We start from the raw sequence: 20,447 nt of genomic DNA on the forward strand, positions 1-20,447 counted from the left end.
TCAAGGAGCTGCGTCATGCGTGTCGCCCTGTATCAATGCCCGCCGCTGCCGCTGGACGTGGCCGGCAACCTCAAGCGCCTGCACCAGGTGGCGCAAGAGGCGGCCGGCGCCGATGTGCTGGTGCTGCCGGAGATGTTTCTCAGCGGCTACAACATTGGCCTCGAAGCGGCAGGTGCCTTGGCCGAGGCGCAGGACGGGAATTCTGCCCTGGCCATCGCCGAGATTGCGCGAAACGCCGGCTTGGCGATTGTGTACGGCTATCCGGAGCGCGCCGAAGATGGCCAGGTCTATAACGCCGTGCAGTTGATCGACGCGCAAGGTCAACGCCTGTGCAATTACCGCAAGACACACCTGTTCGGCGACCTCGACCGTTCGATGTTCAGCGCCGGCGGCGATGATTTTCCGCTGGTGGAACTCAACGGCTGGAAGCTGGGGCTGCTGATTTGCTATGACCTGGAGTTCCCGGAGAACACCCGACGCCTGGCCCTGGCCGGTGCCGAGCTGATCCTGGTGCCCACGGCCAACATGGTGCCGTTCGACTTTGTGGCTGACGTCACCGTGCGGGCGCGCGCCTTCGAGAACCAGTGCTACGTGGCCTACGCCAATTATTGCGGGCATGAAGGCGAGATCCAGTATTGCGGGCAAAGCAGCATCGCCGCGCCGGACGGTCAGCGCGTCGCCCAGGCGGGATTGGACGAAGCCTTGATCGTCGCGGCGCTGGATCGCCAATCGATCCTCGCTGCCCGCACCGCCAACCACTATCTGCAAGACCGCCGCCCGGAACTGTACGGCGCGCTGCACAAGCCCTGATCCAGCGGGTTTGTTAGCATAGGCACTTCCCTCGCTTCGGAAGTGCCCATGCCTGCGCCGGCCCAATCTCATCCCATCCACCTGACCTTGGCCAACGGCCTGCGCGTCTCGTTGCGCCATGCGCCGCGTTTGAAGCGTTGCGCTGCAGCCTTGCGCGTGGCTGCCGGTAGCCATGATGTGCCGTTGGCCTGGCCTGGGCTGGCGCATTTTCTTGAGCATTTGTTGTTCCTGGGGACAGAGCGTTTTCCTGCAAGCGATGGGCTGATGGCCTACGTGCAGCGTCATGGTGGTCAGGTCAATGCCAGCACCCGCGAGCGCGCCACCGACTTCTTCTTTGAGCTACCGGTCTCGACCTTTGCCGATGGGTTGGAACGGCTGGCAGACATGCTGACCCACCCTCGGCTGACAAGCGAAGACCAACTGCGCGAACGGGAAGTGCTGCACGCAGAGTTTATCGCCTGGTCCCAGGATGCAGCGGCGCAACAGCAAGTGGCGCTTTTGCAGGGCCTGGCGGCCGATCATCCGTTGCGGGGTTTTCACGCAGGCAATCGCGACAGCCTGCCGGTGGAAAGCCAGGCGTTTCAACAGGCCTTGCGAGCCTTCCATGAGCACTTTTATCAAAGCGGGCAGATGACCTTGAGCCTTACAGGCCCACAGCCGTTGGCAGAACTGGAGGCGTTGGCGCAACGCTTCAGTGACTCCCTGGCTTCAGGCCCCCTGCACCCGCAAACCTTGCCGCCGCCTTTGATGCCCGGCCAGGCGCAGAGCTATCAACACCTGGACGGCAATCACTTGCATCAGGTCATTTGCTGCGAAGCCCCTCGCGAAGCCCTGGAATTTCTGTGTACCTGGCTCAACGCTTCGGCACCGGGCGGGCTGCTGGCTGAACTGAAAACGCAGCAACTGGCCACCTCGCTGCACGCCTCAGTGCCGTACGACTTTGCGGGGCAGGCGCTGCTGGTTATCGACTTCACCGTCGAGACTCAAGAAACAGCGCAGATCGAGACACTGCTGTACGACTGGCTGAGCTTTTTTGCCCACAGTGACTGGACCTCCCTGCGCGAAGAGTTCGCCCTGCTGGCCGCTCGTCAGCAGCAGACCCAGGGCGCACTGGCGCTGGCCCGCAATCACAGCGAAGCACTGTCGGAACCTGCGGTCGCAGCACTCAAGGCCATGCTCGACTCATTGCACCTGCCCGTGTCCCAACACGGGTGGCAGCCTGCTCCCAACAATCCCTTCCTGCGCCCCCCTGTCAAGGAAGAGCGCGCAGGCCTGATTCGCGGCCAGACCAGCGCCCATCGCGGGTTACGCACCTTTGCCCAGGACCGTTCACGGGGCCGCAAGGACGCATCGGCGCTGACGTTCAGCCATGCGCTGGCCGATGACAGTGATGAAGGCGCGCTGTATCTGCAGTGGCGCTTCAACGCGCCCGCCCCCGAACTGGACAGTACGCTGCAGGCATTGCGCGAAAATGCCGGTCAGGCCGGTGTCGAATTATCCTTCGAGGCTATGGGCAATGACTGGCGTGTGAGGATGATCGGTCTTCAACAGCCAATGCCTGCGGTGCTCGAAGCCTTGGCCCATGCGCTGAAACAGCCGCAAGCGCCAGCTCCCGCGCCGGTGCCGATGATCGCCATTCGGGCACTGCTCAAGGCACTGCCTGACTGCTGTGCCAACGCGACCGGCGCTGATGAGACGCCAGCGTCCTGGTCCGACGCCCGCTGGCAAGGCTTGGGCATAGGGCTGACAGCCACGTGCGAGACCGCGATCAAAGCGGCCGCCGCGCGCTTGCCTGGACAACCCGCGATTATTGGTCACGACGTTGCAGATCTTGCCGGCCAACACGTTTGGCACGCAGTAAAAACCGACACGAGCGAAGCCGCCCTGCTGCTGTTCTGCCCCACACCGAGCGGATCTCTGGCCGATGAAGCGGCCTGGCGCCTGCTCGGTCATCTGCTGCAAGCCCCCTTCTACCAACGCCTGCGCGTCGAGCTGCAATTGGGCTACGCGATCTTCAGCGGCGTCCGACAGATCAACGGACAAACCGGACTGCTGTTGGGTGTGCAATCGCCCACGGCGTCATTGGAAGACATCGTCGAGCACCTGCACAGCTTCCTGCAGCAGCTGCCGGCCTTGATCGAGCGCAGCGACGAGTTGGGCAACCGGCCCTTGGCCGAACAGTTTGCCCGCGAGGCGCTGCCCGTTGCGCAAGCTGCCGAACTGCTCTGGCACGCGCATCTGGCAGGCCACCCGTCGGATTACTTGCAGCAACTGCAACAACGCATTCTGGCGTGCACCCGGGGCGACTTGCTGCACGCCGCCCGGCAGTTGCAAACTGCAGCGGGCGGCTGGCGCTATGTGGCCAATGGCCCACGTATGATCAACTGAACAGCGATCATTGCTGCCTTTGCAAAAGGCTTTTTCCATCAAGACAGCGCTAACTTGAAAAGAATTGCGTAACATTCACACGCACACATCTGAACATCTCCGACAGGAGATGGACTATATGTATTACACATCCCATCCCTACGTAGGAGTAAGAACATGACCTGGTCCAAACCTGCTTACACTGATCTGCGCATTGGTTTCGAAGTCACCATGTACTTCGCCAGCCGTTAATCCGCTGGGTAATACAACGCCTCGGTTCGCCCGGGGCGTTTTTGTTTTGAGCTTTGCTTGATGGAGCGGCCATGTTTGTCCAGATTCTAGGTTCCGCCGCTGGCGGTGGTTTTCCGCAGTGGAACTGCAACTGCGTGAACTGCGCAGGTTTTCGCGACGGCAGCCTGCGCGCCCACGCGCGTACTCAGTCATCCATTGCAATCTCCGACGACGGTGTGAATTGGGTACTGTGCAACGCCTCACCGGATATTCGCGCGCAGTTGCAAGGCTTTGCGCCGATGCAACCCGGCCGCGCCCTGCGGGATACCGGCATCAGCGCAATCATCCTGATGGACAGCCAGATCGACCACACCACCGGCCTGCTGAGCCTGCGCGAAGGTTGCCCGCACCAGGTGTGGTGCACCGACATGGTCCATGAAGACCTGAGCACCGGTTTCCCGCTGTTCACCATGCTTACCCACTGGAACGGCGGCCTGGCCTGGAACCGCATCGAACTGGACGCCAGTTTCACCATCCCGGCCTGCCCCAATCTGCGCTTTACCCCACTGCCGCTGCGTAGCGCCGCACCGCCCTATTCGCCACATCGCTTCGACCCGCATCCGGGCGACAACATCGGCCTGATCGTCGAAGACCTGCGCACTGGCGGCAAGCTGTTCTACGCCCCAGGCCTGGGCAAGGTCGACGCGCCGTTGCTGCAGATCATGGCCGGCAGCGACTGCCTGCTGGTGGACGGCACGATGTGGGACGACGATGAGATGCAGCGCCGCGGCGTCGGCACGCGCACCGGTCGCGAGATGGGCCACCTGGCGCAGAACGGACCCGGCGGCATGCTGGAAGTGCTGGAACAATTGCCCGAGCAGCGCAAGGTGCTGATCCACATCAACAACACCAATCCGATCCTCGATGAGGACTCCCCCGAGCGCGCGGAACTGGTGCGGCGCAATGTCGAAGTGGCTTACGACGGCATGAGCATTGAATTGTAGGAGCTATCGAAATGACTGACACAGCCCTGACCACCGCCGAATTCGAAGCAGCCCTGCGCGCCAAGGGTGACTTCTACCATATCCATCACCCTTACCACGTGGCGATGTACGAAGGTCGCGCCAGCCGCGAGCAAATTCAGGGCTGGGTCGCCAACCGCTTCTACTATCAGGTGAACATTCCCCTGAAAGACGCCGCAATCCTGGCCAACTGCCCCGACCGCGAAATCCGCCGCGAGTGGATCCAGCGCCTGCTCGACCACGACGGTGCGCCGGGTGAAGACGGCGGCATCGAAGCCTGGCTGCGCCTGGGTCAAGCCGTTGGCCTGGACCCCGACCAGTTGCGCTCCCAGGAACTGGTGCTGCCCGGCGTGCGCTTCGCGGTGGACGCCTACGTCAACTTCGCTCGTCGCGCCAGTTGGCAGGAAGCCGCCAGCAGCTCGCTGACCGAGCTGTTCGCGCCGCAGATCCACCAGTCGCGCCTCGACAGTTGGCCCCAGCATTACCCGTGGATCGACCCGGCCGGCTATGAGTATTTCCGTACCCGCCTGGGCCAGGCGCGCCGCGATGTGGAGCACGGTCTGGCGATCACGCTGCAGCACTACACCACCCGTGCAGGCCAGGAACGCATGCTGGAAATCCTGCAGTTCAAACTGGACATTCTGTGGAGCATGCTCGACGCCATGAGCATGGCCTACGAACTCAAACGCCCGCCGTATCACAGCGTGACCGCGCAGCGGGTCTGGCATAAAGGGATCACCCTATGAGTTTTGACCGCAGCAAAAAACCCGTGTGGCGCCAGGGCTATCGCTACCAGTACGAGCCTGCGCAAAAAGGCCATGTGCTGCTGTACCCGGAAGGCATGATCAAGCTCAACGAAAGCGCCGCGCTGATTGGCGGCTTGATTGATGGCGAGCGTGATGTGACAGCCATCATCGCCGAACTGGACCAGCAATTTCCCGGCGTGCCTGAACTCGGTGAAGACATCGAGCAATTCATGGAGGTCGCCCGTGCTGAGCACTGGATCGAACTTGCCTGAAAAACCGCCTGTCGGCCTGCCCCTATGGCTGCTCGCCGAGCTGACCTACCGCTGCCCGTTGCAGTGCCCGTACTGCTCCAACCCATTGGATTTTGCCGAGCAGGGCAAGGAACTGACTACCGAGCAGTGGATAAAGGTATTTCGCGAGGCACGCGAGATGGGTGCCGCGCAGTTGGGCTTTTCCGGCGGTGAACCGCTGGTGCGCCAGGACCTCGCCGAACTGATCAGCGAGGCGCGCAAGCTTGGGTTCTACACCAACCTGATCACCTCCGGCATCGGCCTCACCGAACAGAAGATCAGCGACTTCAAGAAAGCCGGCCTGGACCATATCCAGATCAGCTTCCAGGCCAGCGACGAGCAGGTGAACAACCTGTTGGCCGGCTCGAAAAAAGCCTTTGCGCAAAAGCTGGAAATGGCCCGCGCCGTAAAGGCCCACGGCTATCCGATGGTGCTGAACTTCGTCACCCATCGGCACAACATCGACAAGATCGACCGTATCATCGAGCTGTGCATTGCGCTGGAGGCGGACTTCGTTGAGCTCGCCACCTGCCAGTTCTATGGCTGGGCGCAGCTCAATCGGGTGGGACTGCTGCCGACCCGGGAGCAACTGGTGCGCGCCGAGCGTATCACCAATGAATACCGCGCCAGGCTCGAAGCCGAGGGCCATCCCTGCAAGCTGATCTTTGTGACGCCGGATTATTACGAGGAGCGCCCCAAAGCCTGCATGAACGGCTGGGGCAGCATCTTCCTGACCGTCACACCGGACGGCACTGCCCTGCCCTGCCATGGCGCGAGGCAAATGCCGGTGCAATTCCCCAATGTGCGCGACCACAGCATGCAGCACATCTGGTATGACTCGTTCGGCTTCAATCGTTTTCGCGGCTATGACTGGATGCCCGAGCCGTGCCGTTCATGCGATGAAAAGGAAAAGGACTTCGGCGGCTGCCGCTGCCAGGCGTTCATGCTGACGGGGGATGCCAGCAATGCCGACCCGGTGTGCAGCAAGTCCGAGCACCACGGCATCATCCTGCAGGCAAGGGAAGAAGCCGAGCACGCCACTCAGACCATCGAACAACTGGCGTTTCGCAATGAGCGCAATTCACGGCTGATCGCAAAAGGCTGAAGGAACACCATGAGGTCTGAAAAGGTGAGAGGGGGCTTGCTCCCGATGGCGGTGGCTCAGTCAACCTATCAGTGACTGCTCCACTGCCATCAGGAGCAAGCCCCTCCTGCATTTGACCTTCAGCGCAACAGACAGGCCTTAACGCTTGGCGATGATGTACACCGCATGGATGATGCCGGGGAAGTAACCGCACAGGGTCAACAGGATGTTCAGCCAGAACGCGCCGCCGAAACCTACTTGCAGGAACACACCCAGTGGCGGCAGTAGAATGGCGATGATGATGCGAATGATATCCATGGGTCAGCTCCAGAAAATCGGCTCGTGCGAGCCCTGTAGCTAATCGACCTTGGGCGTCGGCGAGGGTTCAGTGGTTTCTGGCATTGCGCCATCGTCAGGCCCGACCTGACTTTTTCGCAGGCGAAAGAAAACCCCGCCGAAGCGGGGCTTTGCAGACTGTTTCCCTGACATCCATTTCACTCCGCCATCCTGGCAGAATCCTACGTGTCCGTGTTGTTGCTTTGCGCTTCCTGCGCGACGTCCATGTGAAGTAGATTATCGATGGATCCAATTTGGCGATAGAGGACGAATAGCAGCACGTCATGTAAGAGAATGCTTACACGCCCTTTAAAGCCTTAAAATAGGGCCTCATCCAGCAAAAACAATGATTCGCTACCGGCTTTGACCGACGCACTCAGCGAATGAATACGCGGCAGCAGGCGCGCAAAGTAGAAGCGCGCAGTGCCCAGCTTGCTCGCATAGAAGTCTTCCTCAGCCTGTTTGCCCCACGCCGCCTTGGCCATGCGCGCCCACATATAGGCGTAGGCCATATAGCCAAAGGCGTGCAGATACTCCACCGATGCCGCACCGATTTCATTCGGGTTGGCTCTGGCGCGATCCAGCACCCAGGCGGTCAGCTCATCAAGGTTATCCACAGCCTTACCGAGCGGCCGGGTGAATTCGCCCAGTTCGGCGCCAGCGGAGGCGATGAACTCGCGCACTTCATCGGCAAACAGCGTGTAGAACGCGCCACCGCTGCCGACGATCTTGCGCCCCACCAGGTCCAGCGCCTGGATGCCGTTGGTGCCTTCGTAGATCTGGGTGATGCGTACATCACGCACCAGTTGCTCCTGGCCCCACTCGCGAATATAGCCATGGCCGCCAAACACCTGCTGGCCCAGCACAGTAGTCTCAAGGCCCAGATCGCTGAGGAACGCCTTGGCCACTGGGGTCAGCAATGCTACGAGATTGTCCGCCCGCTCACGCGCGGCAGCGTCTTCGCTGAACTTGGCGATGTCCAACTGCGTCGCCACGTAGGTGGAGAATGCGCGACCGCCTTCGTTCGACGCTTTCATGGTCAGCAGCATGCGACGCACGTCGGGGTGCACGATGATCGGGTCGGCCACTTTGTCTTTGGCCTGGGCGCCGGTTGGCGAGCGGCTTTGCAGTCGGTCGCGCGCGTATTCAATCGCGTTCTGGTAAGAGCGCTCACCGGAGGCCAGGCCCTGGATGCCCACGCCCAGACGCTCGTAGTTCATCATGGTGAACATTGCCGCCAGGCCACGGTTAGGCTCGCCCACCAGAAACCCCACAGCCCCGTCGAAATTCATCACGCAGGTGGCGGACGCCTGAATCCCCATCTTGTGTTCGATGGAGCCGCAGCTCACCAGATTACGCGCGCCCAGGCTGCCGTCGGCATTGACCATGAACTTGGGCACCAGAAACAGCGAGATGCCCTTTGGCCCGGCTGGCGCGTCTGGCAGCTTGGCCAGCACCAGGTGGATGATGTTTTCGGTGAGGTCGTGTTCGCCACCGGTGATGAAGATCTTGGTGCCGCTGATGGTGTACGAACCATCCGCCTGCGGCTCGGCCTTGGTGCGAATAATCCCCAGGTCGGTGCCGGCATGGGCTTCGGTCAGGCACATGGAACCTGCCCACTCACCGGAATACATCTTCGGCAGATAAGTGGCCTTGAGCGCTTCGGTGGCGTGGGTGGCGATCGACACGCAGGCGCCGGAGGTCAGCATCGGGTACAGGCCAAACGCCAGGCTGGCCGAGTTGATCATTTCTTCGACCTGGGCCGATACCGCTTTGGGCATGCCCATGCCGCCAAAGGCAGGATCGCCGCCGACACCCACCCAGCCGCCTTCGGCGTAGGTTTTGTAGGCTTGTGGATAACCGTCCGGAGTGAACACGGCGGTGTCGTCCCAGCGACAACCTTGTTCATCGCCGCCACGGCTGATCGGAGCGATGGACTTGGCGGTAACTTTGCCGGCTTCCTCGAGGATCGCCTCGACGGTTTCGGCGTCGACGCTGTCTGCCAGTGCCGGCAATTGGGCCCAGGTGGTGGCGACCTCAAACACTTCGTTGAGGACGAAGCGCATATCACGCAGCGGCGCTTTGTAATCAGCCATGGCAAACCTCGTGAGAACGTAAAAGTGATTCAATGGGATCGGTTTTACAGGCCCCAAGTGTAACCGAAAAACTTTTCAGACACATAGCGTCAGTTCGTGACTGCCAAGTATTTCAGAGTCACGCCAAGCCCCTTCCCACACCGTTACAGCGCAAACGCATTTGCCGGCAAACTCATCAGGCAGTCACTGCCTGCCTCCACCGCCGCCCGGTGCATGCCCGTACGCGGTAACAGCCGCTTGAAGTAAAAGTCGCACGTCGCCAGCTTGGCCTGGGCAAACTCCGCGTCATCCAGCGCCTGCGCCGCAATCGCCATGCGCAGCCACAGGTACGCGAGGATGATGTAGCCGCTGTACATCAGGTAATCCACCGCCGCCGCGCCCACTTCGTCCGGATTCTTCATCGCCGCCATCCCCACCCTGGTCGTCAGCTCGCCCCACTCCTGATTCAACTGATTGAGCTGCGCCACCTGCGCCTTGAGCTGCGGATGCTCGGCGTTCGCCCCGCAGAACTTATGCACAATTTTAGTAAACCCGCGCAGCAACCTGCCCTGGCTGCCGAGCACCTTGCGCCCCAGCAGGTCGAGGGCCTGGATGCCATTGGTGCCCTCATAAATCGGCGCAATCCGCGCATCGCGCGCCAACTGCTCCATGCCCCATTCACGGATATAACCGTGCCCGCCAAACACCTGCATGCCGTGGTTGGTCACCTCAAGCCCGGTGTCGGTCATGAAAGCCTTGCAGATCGGCGTGAGGAACGCCAGCAGGTCGTCGGCTTCCTGGCGCGCCGTGGCATCGCTGCTCAGGTGCGCCGTGTCGATCAACTGCGCAGTGAAATAAGTCAGCGCGCGATTGCCTTCGTTAAAGGCTTTCATGGTCAGCAACATACGCCGCACATCGGCATGCACGATGATCGGGTCGGCGGCTTTCTCGGGCGCTTTGGCGCCGGTCAGCGAGCGCATTTGCAGGCGGTCATTGGCGTATTTCACCGCCCCCTGGAAGCTCGTCTCGCCATTGCACAGGCCCTGCATCCCGGTGCCCAGGCGCGCGTGGTTCATCATGGTGAACATGCAGTTGAGGCCCTTGTTCGCCTCGCCGATCAAAAACCCTTTGGCGCCATCGAAATTCAGCACACAAGTGGCGGACGCCTTGATGCCCATCTTGTGTTCGATGGAGCCGCACTGCACCGCATTGCGCTCGCCCGAATCGACGTGAAACTTGGGCACGATAAACAGCGAAATCCCTTTGGTGCCCGCCGGCGCATCCGGCAACTTGGCCAGCACCAGGTGGATGATATTGGCGCTCAGGTCGTGCTCGCCGGCGGAGATGAAAATTTTGCTGCCGGTGACCGCATAGCTGTCATCCGCCTGGGGCACGGCGCGGGTCTTGATCAGGCCCAGGTCGGTGCCGCAATGGGCCTCGGTGAGGCACATGGTGCCGGTCCATTCGCCGGCGGTGAGTTTGCTCAGGAACGTGGCTTTCTGTTCTTCGGTGCCGTGGGCGTGGATCGCCGACATCGCACCGTGGGTGAGGCCGGGGTACATGCCCCAGGACGTGTTGCTGGAACCGATCATCTCGCTCAGCACCAGACCCAGTGACTGCGGCAAGCCCTGGCCACCGTAGGCCGGGTCCGCCGCCACGCCATGCCAGCCGCCTTCCACATACTGGGCGAAGGCGTCCTTGAACCCCTTGGGCGTGGTGACCACCCCGTTGTCAAAGTGGCAGCCTTCCTCATCGCCGCTGCGGTTGAGCGGTGCGAGTACGTTTTCGCAGAATTTCGCGCCTTCTTCGAGGATCGCGCTGACCATGTCCGGGCTGGCGTCGGTCGCGCCCAGGGCGGCGTAATGGCTGTGGAAGTCGAACACGTTGTCGATCAGAAAGCGCATGTCGCGCAGGGGAGCTTTGTATTCAGGCATGACAGTTTCTCCGGCAGCAGATGGTTTCAACCTACTGCCGGCCGCTGCCGCGAACAATCACTGTAGCGCCGCTGAATACAGCGCCATTACTCAACCCGCAGCGCGCTCCATGCGTACCGCGCCGCGCCGGTTCTGCCCGGCCGCCACCACGCAGTTACGCCCGGCGCCCTTGGCCGCGTACAGCGCCTGGTCGGCGGATTTGAGCACTTCTTCGGGCGTGCGTTGCTCGGCCTGACGCTCGGCCACGCCGATGCTGACGGTCACCGACACACTCGACGCACCGCTGTCCGCACGGCGCTGGCGGCCCTGTTGATCGTCGTTGGGCCGATCCGGGTTGCGCAGCTTGATGTCGTAATGGGCGACGATCTCGCGAATTTCCTCCAGGTGCGGCAAGCACTCGTCCAGGGTCTTGCCGGCAAACACCACGGCGAACTCTTCACCGCCGTAGCGATAGGCTCGCCCGCCGCCGTTGACCTTCGACAGCTTGCTCGCCACCAGGCGCAGCACCTGGTCGCCCACATCGTGGCCGTGGGTGTCGTTGAAGCGCTTGAAGTGATCGACGTCGGTCATTGCCAGCACATAGTTGCGCCCCAGGCGCTGCATGCGCTCGTTCAGCGCGCGGCGCCCCGGCAGGCCGGTCAGTTCATCGCGAAACGCCATCTGATAGGCCTCATGCGCGACGCCGGCAGCGATCATCAGCATCACCTGACTGCACATGATGTTCAGGGTAAACGGCAGAATGAACGTTTGCGGCAGCATCCAGAACAGCCCCAGCAACCCCACCAGTTGCGCTGCATGCAAGGGGCGCGGCTGATACCAGTACTGGGCGGCCAGGGTGACGAAACCCACCAGGAACATCGGGTACGCCAGCTGGATCAGGCTCATCCAGGTGCCATGCAGCATTGGCCAGCGAATCTCCGCCAGCCAGTCCAGCAGCCCCTGGGGATAACGTTGTTCAAGGGCCAGCGCCACGCTGCCCAGCGCCAGCAACACTGCGCAGCGTGCGATGAAATCGCGAAACAGGTGGGTCTTTTCCTGCCACAGCGCGTAAATGCTGAACAGCAACGGCAGCAGCAGGCAACACAGATGAAACACCACCGCCGCGTCTGCGCGCACGCGGCCGTTGTCGCGGTAGAAGTCGGTCTGGGTGTCGAGCAGGAAATACACGATGTACACGGTGATCATCAGGAACAGTTCGCGCTGGCGGCGATAGACCGCGCAGTACGCGCCGCCCAGCAGCAGCACCAGGGTCGGCAGCACGTTGAACAGCGAGGTGAAGAACACATTGAGGTCCTTCAGGTACGCAGCCGAAAGCCCCGCCAGCAACAGCAGCAATGAGGGCAGAAAGTGACTGAAGCGCACTGCGGACACGCGTGACAAGGGTTGAGCTCCGACCCGCAAATGGAGGATGGCATCGAGACACGGCGGCGACAGTTAATCACATTCCGCGGTGCATGCATCAAATTGCCATCACTTTAACGGCAGAAGGTTGCAATCCCTGAACGTGACTCCGTTTTTTCTGTATTCAACATCAACCGAATGGGGGAGGGACTTGTTTCCTCCCACAAAAAAACCGCCGCCCCTGAGGGCGGCGGTTTCAGAAAACTTCGAAGGCTTAGTAAGCCAGGCCGAAGTGCTCTTCTTTCATGTCCATCAGGTTGTTGGCGCCCGACAGCATGGTAGCCACGTGGGTACGGGTACGCGGCAGGATGCGCTGGAAGTAGAAGCGCGCGGTCTGCAATTTGGCGGTGTAGAACGCCTCGTCGCTGGTACCGGCCGCCAGTTTCTCAGCCGCCACTCGCGCCATGTCGGCCCAGAAGTAGGCCAGGCACGCGTAACCGGAGTACATCAGGTAGTCCACCGAAGCGGCGCCGACTTCTTCACGGTCTTTCATCGCGGCCATGCCGACCTTCATGGTCAACTCGCCCCACTCCTTGTTCAGCGCCGCCAGCGGCGTCACGAACTCTTGCACCGCCTCAACACCTTCGTTGGCCTGGCAGAACTTGTGCACGATTTTGGTAAAGCCCTTGAGCGCTTCGCCCTGGGTCATCAGCACTTTACGGCCGAGCAGGTCCAGCGCCTGGATACCGGTGGTGCCTTCGTACAGCATCGAAATGCGGCTGTCGCGCACGTTCTGCTCCATGCCCCACTCGGCGATAAAGCCGTGGCCGCCGTAGATCTGCACGCCGTGGTTGGCCGATTCAAAACCGACTTCGGTCATGAACGCCTTGGCGATCGGCGTCATGAACGCCAGCAGGCCATCAGCCTGTTTTTTGGCTTCGTCGTCGGTGCCGTATTTAACGATGTCGACCTGCTTGGCGGTGAAGTACACCATCGCGCGGTTGCCTTCGGCGAAGGCTTTCATGGTCAGAAGCATGCGGCGCACGTCGGGGTGCACGATGATCGGGTCGGCAGCCTTTTCCGGCGCTTTCGGGCCGGTGAGGGAGCGCATCTGCAGGCGATCACGGGCGTATTTCAAGCCACCCTGGAAGCCGATTTCGGCGTGGGCCAGGCCTTGCAGCGCGGTGCCCAGGCGAGCGGTGTTCATAAAGGTGAACATGCAGTTCAGGCCTTTGTTCGGCGGGCCGATCAGGTAACCGGTGGCCGCGTCGAAGTTCATCACGCAGGTGGCGTTGCCGTGAATGCCCATCTTGTGTTCCAGGGAGCCACAGCTCACTGCGTTGCGCGCGCCAATGGCGCCGTCTGCATCTGGAATGAACTTGGGCACGATAAACAGCGAGATGCCTTTGGTGCCGGCCGGTGCGTCCGGCAGGCGGGCCAGTACGATATGGACGATGTTGTCGGCCATGTCGTGTTCACCGGCCGAGATAAAGATCTTGGTGCCCGAGACTTTGTACGAACCGTCGGCCTGAGGCTCGGCCTTGGTGCGCAGCATGCCCAGGTCGGTGCCGCAATGCGGTTCGGTCAGGCACATGGTGCCAGTCCACTCGCCCGACACCAGTTTGGTCAGGTAAGCCTCTTGCTGTTCGGGGGTACCGTGCTCGGAGATGGTGTTCATCGCACCATGGGACAGGCCCGGGTACATGCCCCACGACCAGTTGGCCTCGCCAACCATTTCGCTCACCGCCAGGCCCAGGGATTCCGGCAGGCCCTGGCCACCGTGCTCCACATCGTGGGCCAGGCTCGGCCAGCCGCCTTCGACGAACTGCTTGTAGGCTTCTTTGAAACCGGTCGGGGTCTTAACGCCTGACTCACTCCAGGTGCAGCCTTCGATGTCGCCCACACGGTTCAGCGGGGCCAGCACCTGCTCACAGAACTTGGCGCCTTCTTCGAGGATGGCGTCCACCATGTCCGGCGTAGCGTCCTGGCAAGCCGGCAGGCTTTGATAGTGCGCTTCATAGCCGAGCAGTTCGTCACGAACGAAGCGAATATCACGCAAGGGGGCCTTGTAGTCAGGCATAGCGATAAACCTCTGCTGATGAATCTGGGATGAACAAACCGCGCGGAAGTGCCAGGGCGGTCAAACAGGTGTTTGAAACATACGTTTACGACCTGGGGTTGTCAAGGGTCGTCCGGGCACCGTTTGTCTTGACGCACCCAAGCGCCAGGCACGACGAAGCGCACGCAAAGCCACTGCGTCAAATTGAGTGTAGAGATGATCAGGATAAAACCGCGCCAAATGTAAGAGGGGGTTTGCTCCCGATGGCGAATACATCAGTCGTACATCCAGTGACTGACCCACCGCTATCGGGAGCAACCCCCCTTTCAGCTGTTCAATGACTAGGCGTAAGTGTCGATCAGGCTACCCAGCATTTCATCCGAAGCCTTGGCGACTTTGACGCCCAGCTCCACTTGAAATTTACCCTGGGCCATTTCAACCATGTTGCTCGCCGAATTGGTTGCCTGGGCACGGTCGTTGGCTTGCAGACGGTCGCTTTGCGCGGCCGAAGGCTGAGTGGTGGCGGCGCTGGCGATCTTGCCGGCGGCCTGGTCGACACGGCTTTGCCCGGTCTGAATGCTGCTCAGTCCCGAGTAAAACGCGCTGCTTCCAGAGATTTCCATGGCGTAGGCCTGCCTTTAGAGAATCGTGAAGCTGAATTGAAGCAGACAATCTGGCAAAAGGCCCGCTAAAAACACTAATGGCACAATGCCTGCTGATAGCGAAAATCAGTCAAGCAGGTGCAAATGCAGGTAGTCGGCGACCGCTTCAGCCCCGGCGTGCGTGAGTTTCGGCACGCGCCCCAGGCAAGGCGCCGGCAGGCGCTCGGCCAGGGTGGCGAGGTTTTCTTCCAGACGGGAGGTCGCCGGGTCGATGATATTGGCCACCCACCCCGCCAGCGTCAAACCGTCCCGCGCAATTGCTTCGGCCGTCAGCAGCGCATGGCTGATGCAGCCAAGACGCACGCCCACCACCAGAATCACCGGCAGCTTGAGCGCCACGGCCAGATCCGAGAGGTTTTCCTGGTCCGCCAGGGGTACGCGCCAGCCGCCCGCGCCTTCGATCAAGGTAAAATCCGCCTGTCGCGCAAGAATTTGCTGCATCGGCCCGAGCAACGACGGCACCGTCAATGCCACACCCGCCTCGCGCGCCGCCAGATGCGGCGCGATGGCCGGCTCGAAGGCCACCGGGTTGACCTCGGCATAGCTCAGCGGCACGGAACATTCGGCCAGCAACGCCACGGCATCGGCATTGCGCAAGCCTTCGTCCGTGACCTCACAACCCGACGCCACCGGCTTGCCCGCAGCGGTGCTTTTACCGGCCCGGCGCGCGGCATGCAGCAGGCCGGCGGCAACGGTGGTCTTGCCGACATCGGTGTCGGTGCCGGTGATGAAATACGCAGCGCTCATCAAGGTTTCTCCAGTACGGCGTACACTACTTGATAAGTGGCCGGCAGGCCCTGGGCCTGACGAAACTGCTCATAAGCGTCCACCAGCGCAACCATCCGCGCGCGGCCGGTCAGGCCGCCCGGACGGCCCGGGTTCAGGTTATGTGCCCCCAGCGCCTTCAGTTCGTGGGTCAGGCTGCGCACATCCGGGTAGTGCAACACATGGGGGCGCCGCTCCAGGCTCACCACCCGCAAGCCACTGGCCGCACACAAGCGTTGATAGGCCTCGAACGGGCGGAAGCGATTCACATGAACCATGCCATCGGCAGCGCGCCAGCTTTCGCGCAACTCATCCAGCGTGCCCACGCACAAGCTGGCAAAGGCCAGCACCCCGCCCGGCTGCAGCACGCGCGATGCCTCACCGAGCACCGCCTCGAAATTGCCACACCATTGCACCGCAAGGCTGGAGAAGAGCAACTGCACACTGTCAGCCTTGAGCGGCAAGCGTTCGGCATCACCGGCGATGAAGTGAGAGGCGCCACCCAGCGGCCGTGCGTGGTTGAGCATGCCTTGGGCAATGTCCAGCGCGATGCCTTCACTGGCAGGCCAGCGCTCGCCCAGCACACGGCTGAAATAGCCGGTGCCGCAGCCCATGTCCAGCCAGCGTTGTGGCGCGCAGGCAGACGGCACACGAGCCAGCAGCGCATGCCCTACGGCACGCTGCAGCTCGGCCACGCTGTCGTAGCTGGCAGCGGCGCGGGAAAAAGAGGCGGCGACCTCGCGCTTGTCCGGCAAGGCGCCCGGCAAGGCAGGATGGGAGAGATCAGTCATCAACGCACTCGTGCAAAAAAGCCTGGATGGCCCCCGCGACACCGTGGGGGTCCTCCAGAAGAAAAGCGTGACCGGCCTGTTCAATCAGGCCGATTTCCACATCGGGGAGCAACGCCAGCAATTGGCCGGCAGCTTCGGCAGGCACCAGTTCGTCAAGGCCGCCAAACAGGTGCAACTGCGGCCCGCGAAATCCCTGCAAGGCGGCGCGGGTGTCCATTTGGGCGAGCAGCTCCAGGCCCGGCATCAGCACACCGGGGGCACTATGCGGCGCGCCGCTGACCAACAAGCGCGACAGCCCGCGAGGGTCCGCGCAGCCCTTGGCACACAACAGGCCAAAGCGTTTGAGGGTGACCTGGGAATCGGCGTGGCAGCCCGCGAGGAACGCATCGAAGGTCTCGGCGGGCATGCCGTGAGGCCAGCCATCGTGGGCGACAAAACACGGGTTGCTCGCCAGCGTCAGCACACCGCAGCAGCGCTCACCGCGCCGCGCCGCCAGTTCCGAGGCGAGCATGCCGCCCAGCGACCAGCCGCCCAGCCAGGCGTTGTCCGGCAGCGTGGCATCGAGTTCGTCCAGCCATTCGTCGAGGTTGCTGGACGCCAGCGTCGGCAGCGGCTCGACCTGTACCTGCAGATGGGCGTTCAGGCCCCGCAGGGCGGCGGCCAGCGGTTCCAGCGGCGACACGCCAAGGCCCCAGCCGGGCAGCAGAATCAGGCGGTCACGCATGCTCGGCCTCCAGGCAGAAACACGCTTCCAATGCGTCAAGCAGCTGTTGCACCTGCGCCTCGCTGTGGGCTGCCGTCAACGTCACGCGCAACCGGGCGCTGCCGGCGGGCACGGTGGGCGGGCGAATGGCGGTCACCATGATGCCGCGCTCGCGCAGCCGCTGCGACAGGCGCATGGCCTTGGCGCTGTCGCTAATCAGGATCGGCTGGATCGGCGTGAAACTGTCCATCAGCGCCAGGCCCATCTGCTCGGCCCCCCGGCGGAACTGGCGGATCAGCCCGTTGAGGTGCTCACGCCGCCAATGCTCGGTGCGCAACAGCTCAAGGCTTTTAAGCGTGGCGCAGGCCAGCGCCGGCGGTTGGCTGGTGGTGTAGATATACGGCCGGGCGAACTGGATCAGGCTTTCGATCAGTTCCTCACTGCCCGCCACAAACGCGCCGGCGGTGCCGAACGCCTTGCCCAGCGTGCCGACCAGCACCGGCACGTCCTCCTGGCTCAAGCCGAAATGCTCAACGATGCCACCCCCATTGGCGCCCAGCGGACCAAAGCCATGGGCGTCGTCCACCATCAACCAGGCACCTTTGGCGCGGGTTGCACGGGCCAGCGCGGGCAGGTCGGCCAGGTCGCCGTCCATGCTGAACACGCCGTCGGTGACCACCAGCGTATTGCCGGTGGCTTTCTCCAGGCGCTTGGCCAGGCTCTGGGCATCGTTGTGCAGGTAGCGATTGAAGCGCGCGCCGGACAACAGACCGGCATCCAGCAGCGAGGCATGGTTGAGACGGTCCTCAAGCACCGTATCGCCCTGCCCCACCAACGCCGTGACCGCGCCGAGGTTGGCCATGTAGCCGGTGGTGAACAACAGCGCACGTGGGCGACCAGTAAGGTCGGCCAGCGCTTCTTCCAGTTCATGGTGCGGCGTGGCATGGCCCACCACCAGGTGCGAAGCGCCGCCGCCCACGCCCCAGCGCGACGCACCGGCACGCCAGGCTTCGATCACCTGCGGGTGATTGGCCAGGCCCAGGTAGTCGTTGTTGCAAAAGGCGAGCAACGGCTGACCGTCGACCACTACCTGCGGCCCTTGCGGGCTCTGCAGCAACGGGCGCTGGCGATAGAGGTGTTCGGCACGGCGGGCAGCAAGGCGCGCGGCGAGATCGAAGGACATGAGGCCTCGGTTTTATCAGATTCAACTCGGCCAAAACTGTGGGAGGGGGCTTGCTCCCGATAGCGGTGTATCAGTCAATGCATGTACCGACTGACACGCCCTCATCGGGAGCAAGCCCCCTCGCACACTGGTCTCTCATCTCAATCAATCAAACAGCAGCGTTATAGAACTGCTCGCTGCTCTTCTGCTCCACCAGCGCCTGCTCAATCGCCGCCTGGTGCACTTCATCGGCGTGCTCTTCACGGGCCTCCGGCAAAATCCCCAGGCGCGAGAACAGCTGCATGTCCTTGTCCGCCTGCGGGTTGGCGGTGGTCAGCAGTTTGTCGCCGTAGAAAATCGAGTTGGCCCCGGCAAAAAACGCCAGCGCCTGCATCTGCTCGTTCATCGCCTCACGGCCGGCCGACAGCCGCACATGGGACTGCGGCATCAGGATGCGGGCCACGGCGAGCATGCGGATGAAATCGAACGGGTCGATGTCCTCGGCGTTTTCCAGCGGTGTGCCGGCCACTTTCACCAGCATGTTGATCGGCACCGACTCCGGATGCTCCGGCAGGTTGGCCAGCTGGATCAGCAGGTTGGCGCGGTCGTCGAGGGACTCGCCCATGCCGAGGATGCCGCCGGAACAGATCTTCATCCCCGAATCGCGCACGTAGGCCAGGGTTTGCAGGCGCTCGCCGTAGGTGCGGGTGGTGATGATGCTGCCGTAGAACTCCGGCGACGTATCCAGGTTGTGGTTGTAGTAATCGAGGCCGGCCTGGGCCAGCGCTTCGGTCTGGTCCTGATCGAGACGGCCGAGGGTCATGCAGGTTTCCAGACCCATGGCCTTTACGCCCTTGACCATCTCCAGCACGTAAGGCATGTCCTTGGCCGACGGGTGTTTCCACGCCGCGCCCATGCAGAAGCGGGTCGACCCGATCGCCTTGGCGCGGGCGGCCTCTTCGAGGACCTTCTGCACTTCCATCAGCTTTTCTTTTTCCAGGCCGGTGTTGTAGTGACCCGACTGCGGACAATATTTGCAATCTTCCGGGCAGGCGCCGGTTTTGATCGACAGCAGGGTCGACACCTGCACGCGGTTGGCGTCGAAATGCGCGCGGTGCACGGTCTGCGCCTGGAACAACAGGTCATTGAACGGCTGCACGAACAGTGCTTTGACTTCGGCCAAAGACCAGTCGTGACGAAGAGTGGCAGTGAGGCTAGCGCTCATGGGCGATTCCTTGATTATGCTTGGGCAGACGCTGCGGGAAGGGCAATACCCACAGGCACGACACGGATGCTCGGCATATTTAAGGAAGATTCATGCACTGTCAACTTAACCTCAAACGCGAAGTTTACATCTGGTTAAAAAACAACCAAACCTGTTTAATCTGCGATGAAGCGACCCAATCCATCGATTGTATGTGCAACGCCTGCGAAACCGAGCTGCCCTGGCTGATGGATGCATGCGAAGTCTGCGCCCTGCCCCTGCCGATGGACGGCCTGATATGCGGCCAATGCCACACGCAACCGCCGGCGTTTAAACACGTGATCGCGCCCTGGACGTTCAGCTTTCCCGTCGACACCCTGATCAGTCGCTTCAAGCACCAGGCCCGCTGGCCCCTCGGGCACATGCTGGGGCGCTTGTTCGGGGTCTATCTGCAACACCGCTTCGACACCACCGAACTCACGCGCCCCGACTGCCTGCTGCCGGTGCCCATGGCGCCCAGGCGCTTGCGCGAGCGCGGCTACAACCAGGCGCTGATGCTGGCGCGCTGGCTCAGCACCGACCTCGACATCCCCTGCGACCCCCACCTGCTGCTGCGGCCCTTCGAAACCGTGGCCCAGCAGGACCTCGACGGCAAAACCCGCAAACGCAATCTGCTGCGCGCCTTCACCCTGGCCCCCGGCGCCCAGGTGCAAGGCCGTCACCTGGCGCTGGTGGACGACGTCCTCACCACCGGCGCCACCGCCCACAGCCTGGCGCGGCTGTTGATGGGCGCCGGCGCACGCCGGGTCGACGTGTACTGCCTGGCCCGCACGCCCAAGCCCGGCGCTTGACTCTCATGCGCCAC

The 20,447-nt window shown here is 62.3% G+C and carries 19 protein-coding genes; 8 read left to right on the forward strand and 11 right to left on the reverse strand.

Annotated elements, in window-relative coordinates; all coding sequences use genetic code 11:
* Positions 1-15 precede the first annotated feature (15 nt).
* The 7 genes from RHM60_RS13790 (at position 16) to pqqE (ending at position 6,571) form a co-directional block, all read left to right on the forward strand.
* The gene (locus tag RHM60_RS13790; protein WP_231423594.1) at positions 16-810 is read left to right on the forward strand and encodes a carbon-nitrogen hydrolase family protein; all 795 of its coding nucleotides are present in this window, start codon (positions 16-18) and stop codon (positions 808-810) included.
* 48 nt (positions 811-858) lie between these two features.
* Positions 859-3,198, forward strand: a complete 2,340-nt coding sequence (gene pqqF, locus RHM60_RS13795; RefSeq protein ID WP_322212066.1) for a pyrroloquinoline quinone biosynthesis protein PqqF — start codon at positions 859-861, stop codon at positions 3,196-3,198.
* 156 nt (positions 3,199-3,354) lie between these two features.
* Positions 3,355-3,429, forward strand: coding sequence for a pyrroloquinoline quinone precursor peptide PqqA (gene pqqA, locus RHM60_RS13800; protein ID WP_003194766.1), 75 nt, complete (start codon positions 3,355-3,357; stop codon positions 3,427-3,429).
* A gap of 71 nt (positions 3,430-3,500) precedes the next feature.
* On the forward strand, positions 3,501-4,412 hold the full coding sequence (pqqB, locus tag RHM60_RS13805; RefSeq protein ID WP_231423592.1) for a pyrroloquinoline quinone biosynthesis protein PqqB: 912 nt from the start codon (positions 3,501-3,503) through the stop codon (positions 4,410-4,412).
* Positions 4,413-4,423: 11 nt separating this feature from the next.
* Positions 4,424-5,176, forward strand: a complete 753-nt coding sequence (pqqC, locus tag RHM60_RS13810) for a pyrroloquinoline-quinone synthase PqqC (RefSeq protein WP_209985565.1) — start codon at positions 4,424-4,426, stop codon at positions 5,174-5,176.
* The gene (gene pqqD, locus RHM60_RS13815; RefSeq protein WP_322212067.1) at positions 5,173-5,448 is read left to right on the forward strand and encodes a pyrroloquinoline quinone biosynthesis peptide chaperone PqqD; all 276 of its coding nucleotides are present in this window, start codon (positions 5,173-5,175) and stop codon (positions 5,446-5,448) included. Before pqqC ends, pqqD begins: the two co-directional genes overlap by 4 nt.
* Positions 5,441-6,571, forward strand: a complete 1,131-nt coding sequence (gene pqqE, locus RHM60_RS13820) for a pyrroloquinoline quinone biosynthesis protein PqqE (protein WP_245229033.1) — start codon at positions 5,441-5,443, stop codon at positions 6,569-6,571. Before pqqD ends, pqqE begins: the two co-directional genes overlap by 8 nt.
* Positions 6,572-6,709: 138 nt before the next feature.
* On the opposite strand, the gene RHM60_RS13825 is transcribed toward pqqE, so the two are convergent.
* The 11 genes from RHM60_RS13825 to bioB all read right to left on the reverse strand — a co-directional run bounded on the left by RHM60_RS13825 (position 6,710) and on the right by bioB (position 19,603).
* Complete coding sequence (locus tag RHM60_RS13825) at positions 6,710-6,868, reverse strand: YqaE/Pmp3 family membrane protein (RefSeq protein WP_003194776.1); 159 nt, start codon at positions 6,866-6,868, stop codon at positions 6,710-6,712.
* A gap of 335 nt (positions 6,869-7,203) precedes the next feature.
* Positions 7,204-8,982, reverse strand: coding sequence for an acyl-CoA dehydrogenase C-terminal domain-containing protein (locus tag RHM60_RS13830; protein WP_231423820.1), 1,779 nt, complete (start codon positions 8,980-8,982; stop codon positions 7,204-7,206).
* 143 nt (positions 8,983-9,125) lie between these two features.
* Positions 9,126-10,895, reverse strand: a complete 1,770-nt coding sequence (locus RHM60_RS13835; RefSeq protein ID WP_322212068.1) for an acyl-CoA dehydrogenase C-terminal domain-containing protein — start codon at positions 10,893-10,895, stop codon at positions 9,126-9,128.
* 90 nt (positions 10,896-10,985) lie between these two features.
* A complete protein-coding gene (locus RHM60_RS13840) occupies positions 10,986-12,275 on the reverse strand; it encodes a sensor domain-containing diguanylate cyclase (RefSeq protein ID WP_209985581.1) in 1,290 nt (429 codons plus the stop codon).
* A gap of 235 nt (positions 12,276-12,510) precedes the next feature.
* Positions 12,511-14,316 carry a phenylacyl-CoA dehydrogenase gene (locus RHM60_RS13845; protein ID WP_209985584.1) on the reverse strand — a complete coding sequence of 602 codons (1,806 nt, stop codon included), beginning with the start codon at positions 14,314-14,316 and terminating at the stop codon, positions 12,511-12,513.
* A 320-nt stretch (positions 14,317-14,636) separates the two neighbouring features.
* The gene (locus RHM60_RS13850) at positions 14,637-14,918 is read right to left on the reverse strand and encodes a hypothetical protein (RefSeq protein ID WP_003232654.1); all 282 of its coding nucleotides are present in this window, start codon (positions 14,916-14,918) and stop codon (positions 14,637-14,639) included.
* Positions 14,919-15,023: 105 nt separating this feature from the next.
* The gene (bioD, locus tag RHM60_RS13855; protein ID WP_322212069.1) at positions 15,024-15,704 is read right to left on the reverse strand and encodes a dethiobiotin synthase; all 681 of its coding nucleotides are present in this window, start codon (positions 15,702-15,704) and stop codon (positions 15,024-15,026) included.
* Entirely contained in the window at positions 15,704-16,513 is an 810-nt protein-coding gene (bioC, locus tag RHM60_RS13860; protein WP_209985592.1) for a malonyl-ACP O-methyltransferase BioC, read from the reverse strand. Before bioC ends, bioD begins: the two co-directional genes overlap by 1 nt.
* The gene (locus RHM60_RS13865) at positions 16,506-17,237 is read right to left on the reverse strand and encodes an alpha/beta fold hydrolase (protein WP_322212070.1); all 732 of its coding nucleotides are present in this window, start codon (positions 17,235-17,237) and stop codon (positions 16,506-16,508) included. The genes bioC and RHM60_RS13865 overlap by 8 nt, the downstream gene beginning before the upstream one ends.
* Positions 17,230-18,399, reverse strand: coding sequence for an 8-amino-7-oxononanoate synthase (bioF, locus tag RHM60_RS13870; RefSeq protein ID WP_231423815.1), 1,170 nt, complete (start codon positions 18,397-18,399; stop codon positions 17,230-17,232). Before bioF ends, RHM60_RS13865 begins: the two co-directional genes overlap by 8 nt.
* 148 nt (positions 18,400-18,547) lie before the next feature.
* Positions 18,548-19,603: a biotin synthase BioB gene (bioB, locus tag RHM60_RS13875; protein ID WP_209985601.1), complete on the reverse strand. Its 1,056-nt coding sequence runs from the start codon at positions 19,601-19,603 to the stop codon at positions 18,548-18,550.
* Positions 19,604-19,695: 92 nt separating this feature from the next.
* On the opposite strand from bioB, the gene RHM60_RS13880 reads away from it, so the two are divergent.
* Positions 19,696-20,433 (forward strand): ComF family protein, encoded by a 738-nt coding sequence (locus RHM60_RS13880; RefSeq protein WP_231423814.1) that lies wholly within the window; start codon positions 19,696-19,698, stop codon positions 20,431-20,433.
* Positions 20,434-20,447 lie beyond the last annotated feature (14 nt).

Source organism: Pseudomonas sp. MH9.3, from assembly GCF_034354675.1.
Classification (GTDB): Bacteria; Pseudomonadota; Gammaproteobacteria; order Pseudomonadales; family Pseudomonadaceae; genus Aquipseudomonas.

Coding starts and splice junctions, on each gene's coding strand:
- RHM60_RS13790 (WP_231423594.1), top strand. CDS start 16: ATGCGTGTCGCCCTGTATCAATGCCCGCCGCTGCCGCTGGACGTGGCC.
- pqqF (WP_322212066.1), top strand. CDS start 859: ATGCCTGCGCCGGCCCAATCTCATCCCATCCACCTGACCTTGGCCAAC.
- pqqB (WP_231423592.1), top strand. CDS start 3,501: ATGTTTGTCCAGATTCTAGGTTCCGCCGCTGGCGGTGGTTTTCCGCAG.
- pqqC (WP_209985565.1), top strand. CDS start 4,424: ATGACTGACACAGCCCTGACCACCGCCGAATTCGAAGCAGCCCTGCGC.
- pqqD (WP_322212067.1), top strand. CDS start 5,173: ATGAGTTTTGACCGCAGCAAAAAACCCGTGTGGCGCCAGGGCTATCGC.
- RHM60_RS13825 (WP_003194776.1), bottom strand. CDS start 6,868: ATGGATATCATTCGCATCATCATCGCCATTCTACTGCCGCCACTGGGT.
- RHM60_RS13830 (WP_231423820.1), bottom strand. CDS start 8,982: ATGGCTGATTACAAAGCGCCGCTGCGTGATATGCGCTTCGTCCTCAAC.
- RHM60_RS13835 (WP_322212068.1), bottom strand. CDS start 10,895: ATGCCTGAATACAAAGCTCCCCTGCGCGACATGCGCTTTCTGATCGAC.
- RHM60_RS13845 (WP_209985584.1), bottom strand. CDS start 14,316: ATGCCTGACTACAAGGCCCCCTTGCGTGATATTCGCTTCGTTCGTGAC.
- RHM60_RS13850 (WP_003232654.1), bottom strand. CDS start 14,918: ATGGAAATCTCTGGAAGCAGCGCGTTTTACTCGGGACTGAGCAGCATT.
- bioD (WP_322212069.1), bottom strand. CDS start 15,704: ATGAGCGCTGCGTATTTCATCACCGGCACCGACACCGATGTCGGCAAG.
- bioC (WP_209985592.1), bottom strand. CDS start 16,513: ATGACTGATCTCTCCCATCCTGCCTTGCCGGGCGCCTTGCCGGACAAG.
- RHM60_RS13865 (WP_322212070.1), bottom strand. CDS start 17,237: ATGCGTGACCGCCTGATTCTGCTGCCCGGCTGGGGCCTTGGCGTGTCG.
- bioF (WP_231423815.1), bottom strand. CDS start 18,399: ATGTCCTTCGATCTCGCCGCGCGCCTTGCTGCCCGCCGTGCCGAACAC.
- bioB (WP_209985601.1), bottom strand. CDS start 19,603: ATGAGCGCTAGCCTCACTGCCACTCTTCGTCACGACTGGTCTTTGGCC.
- RHM60_RS13880 (WP_231423814.1), top strand. CDS start 19,696: ATGCACTGTCAACTTAACCTCAAACGCGAAGTTTACATCTGGTTAAAA.